Origin of the sequence: Lutimonas halocynthiae, from assembly GCF_030409835.1 — a bacterium.
Taxonomy (GTDB): domain Bacteria; phylum Bacteroidota; class Bacteroidia; order Flavobacteriales; family Flavobacteriaceae; genus Lutimonas; species Lutimonas halocynthiae.
Genome location: NZ_JAUFQO010000016.1, coordinates 751,353 through 769,450, shown reverse-complemented (window position 1 = coordinate 769,450; position 18,098 = coordinate 751,353). Strand labels below are relative to the sequence as shown.

Sequence of the window (18,098 nt, the reverse complement as noted above, 5' to 3'; positions counted from 1 at the left end):
AAAGGTTCAGGAAAACTTCTCAAAAACACCCATCCCAAATAATGCAAAATCATATTTAACGGGGTCAATTGGGTCCATTTTCCGAAGGCTAAGGTCTAATTCCTTGAGTGCTTTGGCATCGTTTTGTTTTCTTTGAAGTAGACCGAGTTTACGCGCTACATTTCCTGAATGAACATCGAGGGGGCAAGATAACATTGAAGGAGAAATGTCTTTCCAAATCCCAAAATCCACACCTGCACCATCTGAACGAACCATCCATCTTAAAAACATGTTGATCCTTTTGGCTGCTGAACCCTTATTCGGATCTGATACATGTTTCATAGTTCTCAAAGGGTGTTCAATTGCAAAAAACACCTTTTTAAAATGGTGAATGCTGTTTTGTAAATCTCCGGGTGCAGCGTGTTGGCTAAAAACGTTTTCAAGCCCTCCGTGATTCATATAGATAGAACGGAGGGCTTTGACAAAATAATTTAGATCTATGGCATTAAAGGTTCTGTGAACAAAATTTTCATCGACATCTGTTTTTGATTCCATGATGTAGTCATAAGGAGAATTCCCCATGATATCCATAAGCCTCTGCGCATTTTTAATGATCATTTTTCTATTACCCCATGAGATGGTTGCAGTTAAAAAGGCGGCTATTTCAATATCCTGTTTTAATTGAAATTGATGTGGAATCTGAATTGGATCACTTTCTATGAATCTAGGATTGTTGTATTGAAAGACTTTTTCGTCTAAAAGTTCCTTTAAAGTAGCATTGGTCATAAATGTTGAATAAAAATCAAATGTAAAAAATACAGAAAAGAATTAAGTTTTATATTTTCGTATTCAAATAAAATCAAAGGTATTAGTTTTCAAACTGCCATATCGTATTTAAAAGGAGTAGGCCCTGCAAGAGGTCAATTACTCGGAAAAGAGTTGGGGATCTTCACTTATGGGGATCTTGCAAATTTTTTTCCTAATCGGTATATCGATAGAACAAGATTTTATAAGGTTAAAGAGTTACAGGCAAATAGTTCAGAAGTACAACTCATTGGTAAGATAACCGGAGTCAAATCGGTAAAGCAAAAAAGGGGGACCAGAATTGTAGCCCAATTCGTTGATGAATCGGGTCAGATGGAGTTGGTGTGGTTTCGAGGCGCAAAATGGATTACAGATGCCATAAAAGTGAATGTCCCCTATGTTATTTTTGGTAAAGTGACCCAGTTTAATGGTTTGTTCAATATGCCTCATCCAGAAATGGAATTACTCACAGATTATAAAAAAGGATTTAAGACTGCCATGCAGCCCGTTTACAGATCTACCGAGTTGCTCGGTAATAAAGGGGTGAGCAACCGAGTGATGCAAAAGATGGTACAACAGTTGTTTTATGAGGCCAAAGATAAATTTGGAGAGACCTTGTCAAAAAAAATATTGGAAGAGCAACAATTGATCTCGAAAAATGAGGCCATGTTCAATATACATTTTCCTCAGAGTCAGGAGCAGTTAACCAGAGCAAGGCATCGCTTAAAGTTTGAGGAATTATTTTTTATTCAACTCCAGTTAATCGTTAAGAATCTTACAAATAAAACCAAGAATAAAGGTTTTGTTTTTGATCGTGTAGGAGATCATTTTCATACTTTCTACAAGGATCATTTGCCTTTTGACTTGACAAATGCCCAAAAAATGGTGTTAAAAGAGATTCGGAAAGATCTCAATACAGGGGCTCAGATGAACCGTTTGCTTCAAGGCGATGTAGGTTCAGGTAAAACTATAGTAGCGGTTTTGACCATGCTTATTGCTATTGACAATGGATTCCAATCAGCCTTGATTGCACCAACTGAAATATTGGCTTCTCAGCACTTTAAGGCTGTTGAAGAATTACTTTTACCTTTAGGAATAAAGGTAAGGTTGCTTACGGGCTCCTCTACCACTGCACAACGACGCGTTATTCATGAAGAGCTCGAAAATGGTAGTCTGCATATAATTATAGGAACACATGCGCTATTTGAAGATAAAGTAGTTTTCAAGAATCTGGGATTAGCCATCATAGATGAACAACATCGTTTTGGCGTTGCTCAGAGGGCGAAAATGTGGATGAAAAACACTTTGCCTCCCCATATACTGGTAATGACTGCAACACCTATACCAAGAACATTGGCAATGAGTGTTTATGGTGATTTAGATATCTCAGTTATTGACGAACTGCCACCTGGAAGAAAAATGATCAAGACTATACATCGTTTTGACAACAATCGCCTGGCTGTATTTAAATTCTTAAAGGATGAAATTGTCAAAGGCAGACAGGTCTATATTGTGTATCCATTAATTCAGGAATCTGAACAATTGGACTATAAAGATTTGATGGATGGCTATGAAAGTATTTCAAGAGAATTTCCCTTACCTGATTTTAGAATCAGTATTGTTCATGGAAAAATGAAATCGGCCGATAAGGAATACGAGATGCAGCGTTTTGTCAAAGGAGAAACCCAGATCATGGTGGCCACTACCGTGATTGAAGTTGGCGTAAATGTTCCGAATGCAAGTGTGATGATCATTGAGAGTGCAGAACGTTTTGGTTTGTCACAATTACATCAATTACGCGGCAGAGTGGGCAGGGGGGCAGATCAGAGCTACTGCGTTTTGATGTCAGGACACAAGCTGAGTAAGGAAGCTAAAACACGTTTAAAAACGATGGTTCAGACCAATGATGGTTTTAAAATAGCTGAGGTCGACCTGAAATTACGCGGCCCGGGCGATCTCATGGGAACCCAGCAAAGTGGGGTGTTAAATTTGAAGATTGCCGACATTGTCAATGATTCAGAAGTACTTTATACAGCGCGAAAAGCAGCACGAAAAGTGGCCTATTCAACTCAAGGACACACTGATCCCGAATATGCTCATGTTTGGAAAACTTTTGAAAGTATCTTAAAGAACAAATCCCTTTGGGCCAATATTAGCTAGTTAATTTGGTTCAGATATTTTTCATAAGGATTCTCTTTTTTTTATATTTGTCCCAAAACCCCGCAACATGAAAAAATTATTACCCTTCATTTTTGTTTTTACGTTTGCTAGCACGGTCCTTTTCGCACAAAAAGACACCATAAAACTTGCGAATAATGATGTTCTTGTCGGTTCGATTGAAAAAATGGACCGCAGCATTTTGACTTTTAGCACTTCTTATGACGATTCAGATTTTAAAATAAAATGGGGTGAAGTTGCTGAAATCAGGAGTTATCAGCGGTTTATAATTTCGGTTACTGACGGAGAGCGTTATACGAGCACTATTAGAAGTATAAAAGCAAAAGATAAAATTGTTGAAATTGATGATGAAGGCACTAGATTAGAATTTGCGCTTGATGATATTGTTTTTATAGAACCTATTGGAGGATCTTTTCTGGCGCGATTAACGGTAGATATGGATGTAGGAATAACCATAACGAAAGCCAATGATTACAAGCAGTTAACAACGAATTTGAGTGCCACTTATCTCGCCTATGACTGGAAGGCGCGGGCATTATATAAAACAGTTTTGACAAGACAGGAAGGGAGTGCTGATATCAATAGAATGGATGCTGAGCTGGGTGGAGATTATTATCTTCCAAATGATTGGTTTGTCAATGCAAAGGCAATCTACCTGTCTAATGATGAACAATTACTTGATTTAAGATCAACTTATCAGGCTGGTGTCGGTTATTATTTTATTAGAAACAACAGTATGTTCTTTTCAGCTAACGCCGGTTTGGCTTATACAACAGAAAACTTCACCAGTGATGAACCTGATAGAAATACTACAGAGGGATTTGTGGGTATTGGATTTAACAAATATGCCATTGGAGATTTAAGTGTTCAAACGGCAGCAGCATTATATCCTAGCTTTTCACAGAGTGGCAGGTACAGAGTTGATTTCAATTTTGATATGAAATATGATTTACCCCTCGATTTTTACATTCGATTAGGTCTTTCATATAATTATGACAGTATGCCAATTGAAGGAGCTGCAGACAGTGATTATGTCTTTACAACTTCCTTTGGTTGGGAATGGAATTAAAATTCGAACCTATTTATTAAGATTTAATCACAGACCTTATTGTTGTGGTTTTAAGATCAGAAATAAGTTTGTCTGTAATGTTTAGGTAGCGTCTACTTCCTAAGTACCGATTGGTGTTGTGCTCATCATAAAGGCTTGATTCAGAATTTATTGAGCCCATCTTAACCCTCCCGGAGGCATGGATGAATTCTCCTTGACCATTGTCTAACCAAATACCCACATGAGTCACTCTTTGCCTTGTGCTGTCTGTTGCTTTTTTTCCAAAGAACATTAAATCACCTTTTTGTAAATTATTGAATGCTAATTCAGGGTCAACATTTTCGCCTGCCATGATCTGCTGAGAAGCGTCTCGTGGAATAACATAGCCATTCATTAGATAAACGGTTTTTGTAAAACCGCTGCAATCCATTCCTTTAGTTGAAGTTCCCCCCCATAAATACGGTACGCCCAGAAGCTCTTTGGCATATAATTCAATGAGGGAGCCAGAAGCCTGTGTATTGGCTATCCAGTTTTCATATACCTGGCTTTCACTTTTCTTAAGATATCCTTGTCTCTTATCTGGATATCCAACTTTATAATAATCTTTTGTTTCTTCAAGCAAAGAGAGTTGAGCTCCCATAACAATGTCACTAATTTTATGAAGTTCATCATGTGGTTCTTTATAAACAAAACCAAATGTATTGGTGAAAATTATTTTTGGAGACTTATTCCAAGATTCAAATTGTGCTCTTGTAAGCAAGGTTACTCCTCCGTGATCAACCCATGAAATATAGGCATCCGGAGTTTGTACAAGATAAAAATCACCATCTATTTTAAGAACTTTAAGAGGCATGCCAAGGATTGCCTGGGTAGCGAGTTCGCCTGAGTGCTTTGGATTTGACCTGATATTAGCCACTGAATTATTGACAACAGCATAATAGAATGAACCTACACTGGCATCCGGTAATATTGTCGTTTGGTTTTCAATTTTTATTCCTTTTCTGGAAAGACTTTCAACTAAATCGGTTAGCGCTTTTTCCTGATCGGTTTCTCCTGACACGATTAACTTGTCATTTTCCAATTCAAATTGAAGATCATAGATTGCAACGCGCTTGTCAGGAGCATATACTTTTTTGATGCTATCACTAATAGTGTAGACTATGTCTGATACGTTCTGCGTTGGTTTTTGGCAAGATGTTAGCATAATACCGATGAGTACAGCGGTAAGACTTGTGTAATAAAAAGATCGCATATGAATTATTTAAATCAAGGCTAAACTACAAAATAAGGTCAAGAAAACATTCTGATTAAAATCAGAACTCTATTTGACGCAGCGTTTTTTAACCCAGGTATGAAGGTCATGAAAGTTTTGTGGCGCTACACCATGACCAACAGGGTACTCATGATATTCATGATCTATATTTAATTTCTTGAGAAATGGAGCTGTATTTCTTGCCCATTCCACAGGTATCACCTGATCTACAGAACCATGAGAGACAAAAAAATCAAGATTTTTAAAACGATCCTTTTCTAAAGGCTTTTGTAATAGTTCTTGATTTACATAACCACTTAATGCAACAACATGCTGAATCTTATTAGGATGGTTTAGTGCATAGGCTGTTCCTAAAATAGTGCCTTGACTAAAGCCGAGTATAAAAATATTATCTTGATCTACTTCATAAGCTGCAATAAGCTCATCAATAAAGATGTCTATTTTTTTTAATGCTTCTTTAGCTTCCGGAATATCAGAAAATTTATCACTTGTTGCGGCATCAAAATGTATCGTATACCAAGCATGACTTCCAAAGCCTAAAGATAATGGAGCTCTGGCACTGACAATCAGTAATTCGTCAGGGAGTTCTTCAGCAAAAGAAAATAAATCCTCTTCATTGCTTCCATAGCCATGGAGCATGATAAGTAATGGTGGTTTTGATTGAGTTGTTTTAGGTGATCTGACTAAATGTTCTAAAGAAAATGTACTCATTAAATGGATTGTAGTATTAAAATTTGATCCCTTTTTATTAGGAGAAGCTTGATTAGGCAATGTTTCTAAACCATTCCTGGAATTGGTCTCCAAGCAAAGGGACTCTTTTCTCTTCACCTTGAATAGCTCCTATTAAGCCCATAACCCACAGTACCAAAACACCAATTCCTAAAATCCATCCAAAATCAGTATACCGTTGGATAAAATTAACCAGGACGCCTGTTAAAAATATTCCTAAAGCCTGACGAATATGAAATGAAGCAAAACTATTACGCTTATTCTGATTCATAATAAATGCGACAAGCGTACCAATTATAGTAATATAACTAATAATTGCAATCGTTTTTCCGTCTTGGACTGATAGGTTATTCATATTTAAATTGGTATTGTTTTCAAGCTTTTCAAAAGCTAATTAGTTCATTAATAGTTTTTTGTTAGCATAAATGCCATAAGCTTTTCCCTTGAGCTCTTTTCCTAAAAATGCTGAATTCTTAGATTTAGACAAAATATCATTCTTTTCAAAAGTATAGACCAAATCCGGATCGAAAAGAGTCAGTTCTGCTTTGGCTTCCTTTTCTATAATCGAAACAGGTAAGTCAAAACGTTTGCAAGGTTTTTCCGTAAGGCAGGCAATCGTTTCGTCGAGCCCTAGATTAATCCTTGCACTTCCAAAAAGGGATTCCATACCGATGGTTCCATAAACCCCATTTTCAAATTCTACATTTTTATTTTCGATATCAATTGGGTTGTGATCACTAACGATCATATCAATTGTACCCTCCTTTATTCCTTTGAGCAAAGCTTTAGTGTCTTTAAGCGATCTTAGCGGAGGCCTAACTTTAAAATTGGTGTCAAATGACTTTATTTCGTCATCCGTTAAGAAAATATGATGGGCAGCCACACTGCAAGATACGTCAAGCCCTTTTTTCTTAGCATCCTTAATCAATTGAACTGCCTTTGCGGTACTAATTGTAGGAATGTGTAGTTTACCTCCGGTATAATCTAAAAGTGCGAGGTCTCTGGATATTTGTAGTTCTTCAGATAAATTAGGAATCGAATTCAAGCCCAGGCGCGTCGTGTTTTCACTTTCATTTACGAACCCATGATTTCCTATCCCGGCGTCCTGAGGAAAACTCAAAACAATCCCGTCAAAATTCTGGGCGTACAAAAGGGCTATTTTTAATAAATTTGCGTTTTCTAAGGACTTATTGTAATCCCCAAAGGCAATAGCTCCTGAGTTTTTCATGTCATATAATTCTGCCATTTCTTTACCTGCCGCTCCTTGAGTCAGATTGGCAATTGGATAAAGATCGACAGGAGCTGAGGCGCTTTTTTGAATTAAAAACTCAACTGCTGATTTATTATCAATCAATGGAAAAGTATTCGGATTCAAGGCAACTTTCGTAAAACCAGAACAGCCAGCTACTTCAAGTCCATGAATGATATTTTCACGCTCTTCATACCCTGGTTCGCCCAATGATACGCTTGTATCAAACCAGCCATTAGAAACATGGAGGTTTTTTAAGCGAATCTCTTTACAATTGTTTGGTAAATCAATGTTTTTTGCAATGTCAGCAATGATGCCATTTTTGACCAAAATATCCATTTTTTTATTATGGTATTTTGAATTGCTATCGATGATCTTGGCAGATCTAAGAAGTATGTTCATTTATTCCTTGTTTTTGATGCTAATCATCTAAAATATTTAATTCTTCAAAAATTTCTGAAGTAGAATTTCCAAGACTAAAAAAACCAGAGCAAAAATAATAAATAATTGCCACAAATTTTTATTATTGTTCCTTTGATTTCCGTCTTTAATCGCTTTGCCTATAGATTCGTAAAGATAAATGTTGCTATATTGATCAACCAAAGGTTGAAGTGACTGATACGTTAGATCACTTTCTTTGCGATTATAATTATAAGCTACTTTTTCAATTATTTGCTCATTGGACTTGAACTCATAGATTCCGGCTGTAAGCGGGTAGTCATTAGTTGTAACCCTTATTTTATCGTTATTCTTGCTTTGTAATGGTATGAATTCCAGCTCATTTCTAACAATTTTTAAGGGCTGGTCTCCAGTATTAGCTGATTGGACCATCATATGATTAGTTTGACCGATAGTCTTATAGATGGCCTCATTATTCTGGCCCTCTAAAGAGAAATTATAAAATAAAGGGACTACAAGGGGCGAATTAGAAAACTTGTTTCCAGGGCCCGATAGGGGGGATGCGATAACATAGACTTTGCCATCCTTATATTTAATCTCTGAAGCAAAATCTGTTAGATCATCAAATTGGAGCAAGGGACTTGCATTTTTTAATAGCATCGTAAAACCTTCAGTAAGTATAGGGTACTGAAAATTGTATATTTCTTTTTCAAATACATTATTAAAAAACGGATGTTCATAGTTGATCCGGCTAATCTTTTTATCAGCATTGAATTTTTCCAATATGCTACCTGCATCAAACGACTGTAACAGTTTATTATAACTACCAATCTCGCTAGTTGTTGCCGGAATGATCACAAGCTTACCTTTGTTTTGAACAAACGAATTCAAAGTCTGAATCAAAGGGTTTGATAGCGTTTCAAGCTCATCCAAAATGATCAAATCTTGTTTGGTGATTTGACTTTGATCTAAGTCTTTATAAGATACTTTAGTTAATTCAAAAGCATCCTTTTGGTATATTCGATTTAGAAAATCACTTTTACGACCAATAACCAGGACTTTTGTTCTGTAACTTTTCGGAATGCTGAAGAAGAGCTCATTGTCAAAATTTAGTGAATGATCTGAAATTGCAATTTTCCCTGAAGTTGCGCCGGTAGCCGGAATCTTGAAGACAATTTCTTTGCTTGTTCCTGCAAGGAGATTTACAGTGCTTTTTCCGTATAATACTTCATTTAAATTGAGAGAGACGCTTAAATCATCAATGTTTAATCCATGACTTGTTAATCGTGATATTAAAGTGATGTCTTTAGCGTTTCTTTCAGCTATCCAGATACTGTCAATCGATATGTTTTTATGTTCGATATTAGCAGGAACTACAAAGTTGTATTGTTGTTTTTCATCTATTAAATTGGTGTCAATTAAGCCATTAATATTTTGAAAATCAGACAATAAAAATATGTCAAATAAAGTATTTCTTTTCCCCTTATGATTGCTGTTTATCTCTAATAAGATTTGATTTATATTTTTGTGAATTGGATAATAATCGAGGTTTACAAGTCTGTTTTTAAAAGTTTTTGAATCAAGTTCACCATGAAGATTTTGGTTTGACAAAAGAGTTTGTATGCCTTCAATACTGGCTGCTTTATCCAATAAATGGTTTTTATTAAACTGCAATTGATCAATGCCTGTTGCAGCTTTGATTTGCATGCTTAAAGAATTATCCAAATAATAAATACTCTCCCTTTTATCGAGGTTTTCATTTTTATTGATAAAAGGTTGTGCAAACGCCATTATTAAGGCGGTAAAAGCCAAGAGTCTTGATAAAAGAATGAGTAATTTTTTAAGCTTGGAACTTTTCCTGGTCTCAAGCTCTATTTCTTTTAAAAATCGAACATTGGTGAATGCCTCTTTTTTGAATTTTTGCAGTTGAAATAAATGAATAAGAAGTGGAATAAGAAGAAGGAACAGAAAAAATAAAACCTCTGGATATTTGAATTGCATTATTCCGAATAACTTTATTCAAAAGTAGGAATTTATTTTTCAACTTTGAAAGTTAAATTCTTAAATGATATCCTTCCAATAATTCTGATACTGTTTTGAATTGCGAGCTCCTATAATTCAGTTTTAATACCTTCACTGTCAATTTTATACCTTTTATATTTATTCTTGCGTCTAATTAAAAACAATAGCTCTGTTGCGGCGTCATTTAGATCTGTAGTGAGTAATTTACCATCATATTTTTCAGTAATTGTTTCTAAAGTTGTGTGTGCAACGACATGAATTTTTGATTCGTGTTTACTTAGCATTGCATTTAATTGAGGAGCAAGGGTATCTGAATTAACATAGCCTCTATACCAATATGGGCCTTCACTATTATAGAAAAAGAACCTCATCTCAGACCAACTATTTACATCGTATTTTGTGCTGTCTGGAGATTGTTTCATCACGTCAAGATACATAGGGTCTTTCATATAGTAATAGGCCTTATTATTGAATTCCTCCAAAGAAATAGGACCTAGGTCAAGTATGCCACCATGGGCAAAAACGATTTTACCAATTTTTAATAATGAGACTTTACTTCTGAGCCAAGTGCCCAGATAAGAGTTGGTAGGGTGGAACAAGGCATCGTAAGTCAGGCCATGTGCCACAGCAATGTTGCGCTCTTTTCTGCTAACATACCTTAGGTCTTTGGTCATGGTCATGATTTCGTGGTTGCCTAAAACCAAATGAACTTTGCCACCGACTAAGGCAGCTTTTGCTTCTAATTCATAAATGAACCAAAGAACTTTTGTTACATCATCTCCTCTGTCAAAAACATCTCCCAAAAAAACAATATGTGATTTTCCGGCAGTCCAGTTTAAATCTGCATCTATAATATTTGCTTTCAAAAGTAGATTGGTCATCTGGTCATACCTTCCGTGCACATCTCCAACAACATACAGTGAGTCAACTCTTTTAATAGATGTTTTCTCTTGTTCAGAGATTTTTCTAATACTCACCTTATTCATGCTTGTTTTTTGACCACCAAACTTAAGCGTAAATGGCTCAGTTATGTCGTCTTTTAGCTTTACAACATGTGTTCTTGATGAATTAGTTTCTCCGCTGACAATAATTTTATTAGATTGATCGAGCACCTGATATTCACCAATATCTTCTATTTCGGTAATCCAGTGAAAGCTATAAAGATCTGTCTTTTCAACATATAAACCATAAGTTCCCTCATATTTCAATCCATTTTGCTGATCTATAGCAAGCTTATCTGACTTACCCAAAAAGCCCATGATCATAACGACCAAGACTGAAGAGGTCACGATATAAATTCCTTGTTTAATTCTTTTTTTAGTCATGTTCAAATGCGTGTTGATGATTTACTTTACAAGCCCTGACTATTTTCTTGTCAACATATTTTTCTGATTCTATAATCTCAAAAAAACTATTTAAATATTTGTTTACACTATTGACACTTTTATCGTTTAATGAGCTCAATTTGTTGACTTCATTGCGCAAGTCATCCTCAATATTTTTGTAAAAATCAATTGTTTTCTGATATTTATCCCTTCTGCAAAACCCTCTAAATAGCCGTGTTTTTACATCCGTTAAGTAAAGTTGTTCAGGAGGAACTGCATAGGGTGTGTTTACAATTCCTGAATAATCAAAATCGTAAGGAACGGCTATGGGTAAGGCGCCTTTATCATCCTTAATGAGTTTCATATTATGTCTTTCTGTAATAGACCAATCCAGATTGCCGATCATAAATTGGAAAAACACAAGTTTGTCAAGATTATCTTTGTCAATGGCTTCTTGATTTCTGATCTTCCCCTTAAAAACGGTCATGTCATTTCTTTTGGCTAGATCACTAACTGATTCAATTAAAAATCCATAATGCATGTTTTTCTGATTGGGTTTTTTTTCATCAATATAGGTGATTTTGCATAGTCTGACATTGAAGCTATAAGGGCTTATATGCTGATATAGTTTATATACTAAATATTCAATTTGAACATAATTTTCAAAATCCTTATCATTTTGACAATGCGCTACCAATTTTATTTTTTTTTGACCTTTAAAAACTGAATTTTCAACATCGTTTTTTGTAAACCGAAGTTGTAGGGGAGGAAAAGTGCAAATTTGTTTGTTGGCGCGGGTTTTACCTCTCATTTTAACCTTTATCATATGGTTAAAAGCTGTTCCATCATCAGCCGTATAACTTAGCCTTGCATTATGTTCAGTTGGTTCCTGGCTTTTAAGAATCACATCTTTTAAAGGCATTGTAATCGTTAATTCAAGTACAGAATCTGATCGAAATAATTTTTTCGGTTTCTGACCGTATATCGAGCAGGTTGATAGAAATAATAGTATGAGGATATATAAATGTTTCATTTACATGTTTTTTTGAACTTTAGATAATGTTGGATTTCATTAAAAATCAACCATTAAAACGGCTCCTTCTCGTAAATATAGTCAAAAAAAATGAAGATTATTTTATCAAAAAGACGCTGTTTGATGAATTAAGAATCTAGTTCAGAAGGTTTTCAGCCTGTTTCCTTTCTTATATCCAAAAATCAAAAAATAATAAAAATGAGAAAACTTACTTAAAGTATTGGTCAAATCCTTTTGTTTTAACGATGATTAAAGAATGTGGTTTGATTTTTAAGGGGCCCATGAATGGATTGCGAAGTGAGAAAATAAAAAAGATTAGAATGGCAATTAGTATATTATATAATGACAGGAAGGAAAGCGATATAGAATCTAACTTGTAAACACTAAAAAAGATCCACATGATGGTCAATCCGCATAAGAGAATGTAAATTAAATGTGGAGTTGTGACATGTTGAGAATAAACCCTGATCTGAGTCAATTTAATGATGTCATTGAGCAGGCTTATTATCATTTGTTTTTCAAATCTCTCCGTTTCATTGGAAACCGGCATATTTAAAACAAAAGAATTTGCTTTGACCAATGATTGTGTAGCTTTGGAAAAATAAGGATTTTCACTTACATTTTTCCAATCATCATTAATAGTTAAATCTACATATTCAACTATTTCTTCAAGGGCATTTTTCGCTTCGACAGACTCAAAATGATGCAACCTCATGCTTAAATTCACAATGATAGAAGCCTCTTCTTCCATTGAATTAATAATTTTACTTTGACGAACTCTTTCATTGGCATAACTCAATGAAACAAGCAGTGCAATCAATCCAGCAACTACTCTGAAGAGAAGACGACCTATGCGTTCATGTTGTTTGCTGAATCTGTTAGCTATCAAATTCTTTGAAATGACAGCTACAAGAATACCGGCCAATGATATGGATAAAACAGTTATAAATAGCCCTAGTAATAAGGGTAATTCAAGAAGGATTTCCAAAATAATACATTAATTGATTAGGTAAATATAAAAAAAAATGCCGTTTTAAGTAAAACGGCATTTTTAATATATTAATCTATCTCCTAATCTAATTTTTTCGGATTCTTAACCTTTTGCTTAAGTAATGCGATCTCGATCACTTCTTTCATTTCATCTATATAATGAAATGTCAAACCTTTAAGGTATTTTTGATTGATTTCCTCGACATCTTTTTTATTCTCTGCACAAAGAATTATTTCCTTAATATTCGCTCTTTTTGCAGCAAGAATTTTCTCTTTAATTCCCCCAACAGGAAGCACCTTACCTCTTAAAGTAATCTCACCAGTCATCGCTAACCTTGCTTTCACTTTTCTCTGTGTTAACGTAGAAACAAGAGAGGTAAGCATCGTTATACCTGCACTTGGGCCATCTTTTGGCGTAGCTCCTTCAGGAACGTGAATATGAATATTATTATTGACTATCGTCTTGTAATCAATACCAAACTCTTCAAGGTTTGCCTTTATATATTCAAGGGCAATCGTTGACGATTCTTTCATTACTTTTCCAAGATTTCCAGTAATGGTTAAGGTACCTTTCCCTTTAGATAAGATTGATTCAATGAATAATATGTCTCCCCCAACACTTGTCCAGGCTAAACCTGTTACAACTCCCGGGATTTCATTATTTTCATACTTATCTCTTTCTAAATGAGAGGCCCCAAGGATTGATTCTATATCCTGATTAGATATTTTGATATTATATTCTTCCTCCATGGCAATTGATTTTGCCGCATACCTGACCACTTGTGCTAATTTCTTTTCTAGTCCTCTTACACCTGATTCACGCGTGTAACCCGTAGCAATCTTTTCCAGTTGCTTTTTTGCGATTTTAAGATGTGAACTGTTTAGTCCATGTTCTTTTAATAATTTTGGCAACAAATGGCGTTTTCCAATTTCAACTTTTTCCTCAACAGTATAGCCACTTACATTGATAATTTCCATTCTGTCTCTCAAAGCCCATGGAATAGTTGATAAACTATTGGCTGTAGCAATAAACATAACTTTTGATAAGTCATATCCTACTTCCAGGTAGTTATCGTAAAAATCTGTATTCTGCTCCGGATCCAAAACTTCCAGCATTGCAGAAGACGGATCACCACTATGACTTGAACTCAATTTATCAATTTCATCAAGTACGAAAACCGGGTTAGAAGTCTCGGCCTTCTTAATACTTTGAATGATTCTTCCAGGCAAGGCACCTATATAAGTTTTTCTATGCCCTCGAATCTCAGCCTCATCTCTCATACCACCAAGAGACATGCGGACATACTTTCTCCCTAATGATTCTGCTACCGATTTACCTAGAGATGTTTTACCTACTCCAGGAGGTCCATACAAGCAAATAATAGGTGACTTCATGTCTCCTTTTAATTTGAGCACCGCTAAGTGTTCAATGATACGTTTCTTTACTTTTTCTAAACCATAATGATCACGGTCAAGAATTTTCTCAGCCCTTTTTAAATCAAATAGGTCAGTTGAATACTCTTGCCATGGTAATTCAAGAAGCAAATCAAGGTAATTTCTTTGTACTGAATATTCAGCAACCTGAGGATTCATTCTTTGAAGCCTTCCAATTTCTTTGTCAAAAGTTTCAGAAATCTCTTTACTCCATTTTTTCTTTTTTGCCAGCTCACGCATTTCTTCAATTTCTTCATCGTGAGAAGCACCACCTAATTCTTCCTGAATGGTTTTCATTTGCTGATGAAGGTAATACTCGCGCTGTTGCTGATCCATATCTTCTCTTACCTTCGACTGAATATCATTATTGAGTTCCAGTCTTTGCAGCTCCTTATTCATTTTTTTTAAGGTTGCAAAAGCCCTGTCTTTAAGACCACTGATATTGAGCAGTTCCTGCTTTTCCTCAGTAGTGAGGTTTAGATTAGAAGAAACAAAATTGACAAGAAATGAATTGCTCTGAATGTTCTTAATAGCAAAAGAAGCCTCAGTAGGTAAATTAGGGTTTTCCTTGATTATTCTCAAAGAGATATCCTTTATAGAATCAATGATAGCATTGAATTCAGTATCGATTTTTTTAGGAATAATCTCAACAATTTCTTTAACCTTAGCTTTTAAATAAGGCTCTTCTTCAACTAGATTTTCTATTTCGAATCGCTTTTTTCCTTGTAAAACAACCATGGTATTTCCATCAGGCATTTTAAGAATCTTTAAAATCCTGGCTACTGTACCGATTTTATAGATGTCATCAATTCCCGGATTCTCTGTTGCTTCATTCTTTTGAGCAACGACACCAATTGTTTTATCTCCTTTATTTGCTTCCTTGATCAATTTGATAGACTGGTCGCGACCGGCTGTAATAGGAATTACAACACCAGGAAATAATACCGTATTTCTCAAAGGAAGAATCGGCAATACTTCAGGAACATCTTCTTTTCTTATTTCCTCTTCATCTTCTGGGGTCATCAACGGAATCAATTCGGCTTCCTCATCCAAAATATTTTGAAGTGACAAATTGTCAATATTTATAATTTTTGATTTACTCATACCTTATTTAAGTCATTTTGACATTATAAACACATCTATAATTCAAGAATGCATATATGTTTGTTTTTTAATCATCTTATTCAAAGCGAGTTAACTATAGCTATAGATATCTCGCATAATGTATTAGTCAATTCTTGTGCCAAGCAGCATGATCTAGAAATAAATTTTATTTAGTTAAAAAGGATAAATTATTCGCCTGATTTTAAATATCTTATAATTAATTGTTATTTTAATTTCGTCAAAGTGTAACACTGAGATAAATCATTTGTCATTAATATAGAAGCCAAACGTTGCAAACAGAACAAAAACATATAACTGAGCTCTTACAGGAGTGTAAACAAGGGAGTAAAACCGCGCAATTTGAGATATACAAGTTATATTATAAAGCGATGTTTAATACGGCCATGAGAATTCTGCAGAATAGTTTTGATGCAGAAGATGTAATGCAGGAGGCTTTTTTAAATGCTTTTACGAAGCTGGATAGTTTCAAAGGAGAAGTGCCGTTTGGCGCTTGGTTAAAGAGAATCGTGATCAACAGAAGTTTGACACAGATTAAAAAGAAGAACAAATTACAGGAAGTAAACCTTGAAATTGTAGATCATAAGCTTGAAAATGAAGATGACCAGGAGCTAAATGAATCAAAAATTGATTATGTCAATTTAAAAGTAAAGGAAGTTTCTAAGGCAATGGGGCAGTTGAAGGAGAGTTACAGAAGAATCTTGAATTTGAGTTTGGTAGAGGGCTATGATAATGAAGAAATTGCCTTGATAATGGATATAAGCAATGAGAATTGCAGAACTACAATCTCGAGGGCTAAGAGTAGGTTAAGAAAATTATTAATGGAGTCATCCGTATTAAATTAAAAGATCATGAAAAATAACATGGAAGATTTTTTTAAAAATAAAAGACAGCAATTTGATGCTGCGGAGCCTGATGTAGGGCATTTCGAAAGATTTCAAGCCAGACTTAACAAGGTTGATGATGCACCTAAGAAAAAAGCTGGAACACCTTGGTATATTTTGGCAGTTGCTGCCTCAGTGCTTTTGATTTTTGGTTACTGGATGGGTAATTATAATCAGAATAGCGCTAGTCAAGGGATTGAATTGGCTGATGTATCTCCGAAGATGGAGGAAACTGAAAACTTTTATTTAGCGACTATTCAAAAAGAGGTAAATGAAATTAAGTCAAAGAGAACAACTGCAAATCAAAAGATAATTGATGATGCTTTTATACAACTAGAATTACTTGAAACAAATTATCGCAAGCTTACTTTAGAGCTCAAAGAAAGCAATGCCGATAAACGTGTTATATATGCCATGATCACTAATTTTCAAAGCAGGTTACAAGTCTTGCAGAATTTGATGGATCAACTTGAGGAGTTTGAAGAATTGGTACCTCAGGAAAACAGAGTCTAATCGTAAACATTAAAAAAACAAAGTCATGAACAGAAAGATACAATTTATAATAGCAATTTTTATGGTGTTGCCCATGTTAAGTATGGCCAACCCGATAAAGAAAAAATGGGATTATGAGAAGACCAAGACCATTAAAAAAGAGTTTGACGTCAATGCCGATGCCTTACTTACTATTAAAAATAAATATGGAAATGTTGATGTCATTTCCTGGGATCAAAATCGTATTGAAATAGAAGTTACGATCACTGTAAGTGGAAATAGCGAATCTAAAGTAATAGAAAGATTGTCTAAGATCGATGTTAAATTTGAAAATAGCAGATCGGCTGTTTCGGCTAGGACAAGTATAGAGAACAATTCAAAAAGCTGGTATAGTTCAAATAATAAAATGAATTATGAAATCAATTATAAGGTAAAAGTACCTGTTACCAACAGCGTTGATTTGAATAACGATTATGGAACTATTTCTTTGAACGAAATCAAAGGTAAGGCCGAAATCAATTGCGACTATGGTAAAGTATTAATAGGAAACCTTTACCATGAGGATAACAGTATTAACATTGACTATACTTCTGATTCTGAAATTGAATTGATGAATGGCGGAAGCATTAATGCAGATTATTCAAAATTCACGATTGTAAAAGCTAAGAAAATAGAGTTAAATGCTGACTATACTGATTCAGTTTTTGAGAATATTGAAGAATTGAATTTTGTGTGTGATTATGGTAAAATTGAAGTGGGTAGTGTAAATATTGTAGATGGTCATGGCGACTATTTAACCATGCGATTCGGAACCATTTATAAACGACTAAACATTCAGGCAGATTATGGCGGAATCAAAGTAGATAAGTTGATGAAAGGGTTTCAAAGTGTTGATATTCATACAGATTATGCTGGAATTAAGATAGGCCTAGAGAATGATATTGCTTTTGACTTTAAGGCGAATTTGAGCTATGCAGGATTCGATTATGATGGAGAAAACATTACATATCTTAAAAAAGTAGTTAAATCATCTTCTAAGTATTATGAAGGTTTTGTAAATAAAGAAAATTCAGGTTCTGTGATTGAAATCAGCTCTGAATACGGAAGTGTCAAATTATATAAAAACTAATAAAAACT

At 34.8% G+C, this 18,098-nt stretch carries 15 protein-coding genes; 5 read left to right on the top strand and 10 right to left on the bottom strand.

What is annotated here, in order from left to right; all coding sequences use genetic code 11:
* Positions 1–6: 6 nt before the first annotated feature.
* The gene (locus QWY87_RS16535) at positions 7–765 is read right to left on the bottom strand and encodes a TIGR02757 family protein (RefSeq protein WP_290293300.1); all 759 of its coding nucleotides are present in this window, start codon (positions 763–765) and stop codon (positions 7–9) included.
* A gap of 72 nt (positions 766–837) precedes the next feature.
* On the opposite strand from QWY87_RS16535, the gene recG reads away from it, so the two are divergent.
* Positions 838–2,943 (top strand): ATP-dependent DNA helicase RecG, encoded by a 2,106-nt coding sequence (gene recG, locus QWY87_RS16530; RefSeq protein ID WP_290293740.1) that lies wholly within the window; start codon positions 838–840, stop codon positions 2,941–2,943.
* Positions 2,944–3,010: 67 nt separating this feature from the next.
* A complete protein-coding gene (locus QWY87_RS16525; RefSeq protein WP_290293298.1) occupies positions 3,011–4,030 on the top strand; it encodes a DUF481 domain-containing protein in 1,020 nt (339 codons plus the stop codon).
* Between the two features lie 16 nt (positions 4,031–4,046).
* On the opposite strand, the gene QWY87_RS16520 is transcribed toward QWY87_RS16525, so the two are convergent.
* The 9 genes from QWY87_RS16520 to lon form a co-directional block, all read right to left on the bottom strand.
* Positions 4,047–5,261 (bottom strand): C40 family peptidase, encoded by a 1,215-nt coding sequence (locus QWY87_RS16520; protein WP_290293295.1) that lies wholly within the window; start codon positions 5,259–5,261, stop codon positions 4,047–4,049.
* Between the two features lie 69 nt (positions 5,262–5,330).
* On the bottom strand, positions 5,331–5,993 hold the full coding sequence (locus QWY87_RS16515; RefSeq protein WP_290293293.1) for an alpha/beta hydrolase: 663 nt from the start codon (positions 5,991–5,993) through the stop codon (positions 5,331–5,333).
* A 52-nt stretch (positions 5,994–6,045) separates the two neighbouring features.
* The gene (locus QWY87_RS16510) at positions 6,046–6,366 is read right to left on the bottom strand and encodes a DUF4870 domain-containing protein (protein WP_290293290.1); all 321 of its coding nucleotides are present in this window, start codon (positions 6,364–6,366) and stop codon (positions 6,046–6,048) included.
* A 39-nt stretch (positions 6,367–6,405) separates the two neighbouring features.
* Positions 6,406–7,662, bottom strand: a complete 1,257-nt coding sequence (locus tag QWY87_RS16505; protein WP_290293289.1) for a dihydroorotase — start codon at positions 7,660–7,662, stop codon at positions 6,406–6,408.
* A 36-nt stretch (positions 7,663–7,698) separates the two neighbouring features.
* A complete protein-coding gene (locus tag QWY87_RS16500; RefSeq protein ID WP_290293288.1) occupies positions 7,699–9,660 on the bottom strand; it encodes a BatA domain-containing protein in 1,962 nt (653 codons plus the stop codon).
* 110 nt (positions 9,661–9,770) lie between these two features.
* On the bottom strand, positions 9,771–11,006 hold the full coding sequence (locus QWY87_RS16495; protein ID WP_290293285.1) for a metallophosphoesterase: 1,236 nt from the start codon (positions 11,004–11,006) through the stop codon (positions 9,771–9,773).
* Positions 10,999–12,039 carry a hypothetical protein gene (locus tag QWY87_RS16490; protein WP_290293282.1) on the bottom strand — a complete coding sequence of 347 codons (1,041 nt, stop codon included), beginning with the start codon at positions 12,037–12,039 and terminating at the stop codon, positions 10,999–11,001. The genes QWY87_RS16495 and QWY87_RS16490 overlap by 8 nt, the downstream gene beginning before the upstream one ends.
* Before the next feature lie 208 nt (positions 12,040–12,247).
* A complete protein-coding gene (locus QWY87_RS16485; protein ID WP_290293281.1) occupies positions 12,248–13,027 on the bottom strand; it encodes a bestrophin-like domain in 780 nt (259 codons plus the stop codon).
* An 83-nt stretch (positions 13,028–13,110) separates the two neighbouring features.
* The gene (lon, locus tag QWY87_RS16480) at positions 13,111–15,567 is read right to left on the bottom strand and encodes an endopeptidase La (RefSeq protein ID WP_290293278.1); all 2,457 of its coding nucleotides are present in this window, start codon (positions 15,565–15,567) and stop codon (positions 13,111–13,113) included.
* A 290-nt stretch (positions 15,568–15,857) separates the two neighbouring features.
* On the opposite strand from lon, the gene QWY87_RS16475 reads away from it, so the two are divergent.
* From QWY87_RS16475 to QWY87_RS16465, 3 genes are read left to right on the top strand one after another with little or no spacing between them, the layout of a single operon-like run.
* Positions 15,858–16,430, top strand: coding sequence for an RNA polymerase sigma factor (locus QWY87_RS16475; RefSeq protein ID WP_290293275.1), 573 nt, complete (start codon positions 15,858–15,860; stop codon positions 16,428–16,430).
* A 6-nt stretch (positions 16,431–16,436) separates the two neighbouring features.
* Positions 16,437–16,982 carry a hypothetical protein gene (locus tag QWY87_RS16470; RefSeq protein ID WP_290293273.1) on the top strand — a complete coding sequence of 182 codons (546 nt, stop codon included), beginning with the start codon at positions 16,437–16,439 and terminating at the stop codon, positions 16,980–16,982.
* Between the two features lie 25 nt (positions 16,983–17,007).
* Complete coding sequence (locus QWY87_RS16465; RefSeq protein ID WP_290293272.1) at positions 17,008–18,090, top strand: hypothetical protein; 1,083 nt, start codon at positions 17,008–17,010, stop codon at positions 18,088–18,090.
* Positions 18,091–18,098: the final 8 nt, after the last annotated feature.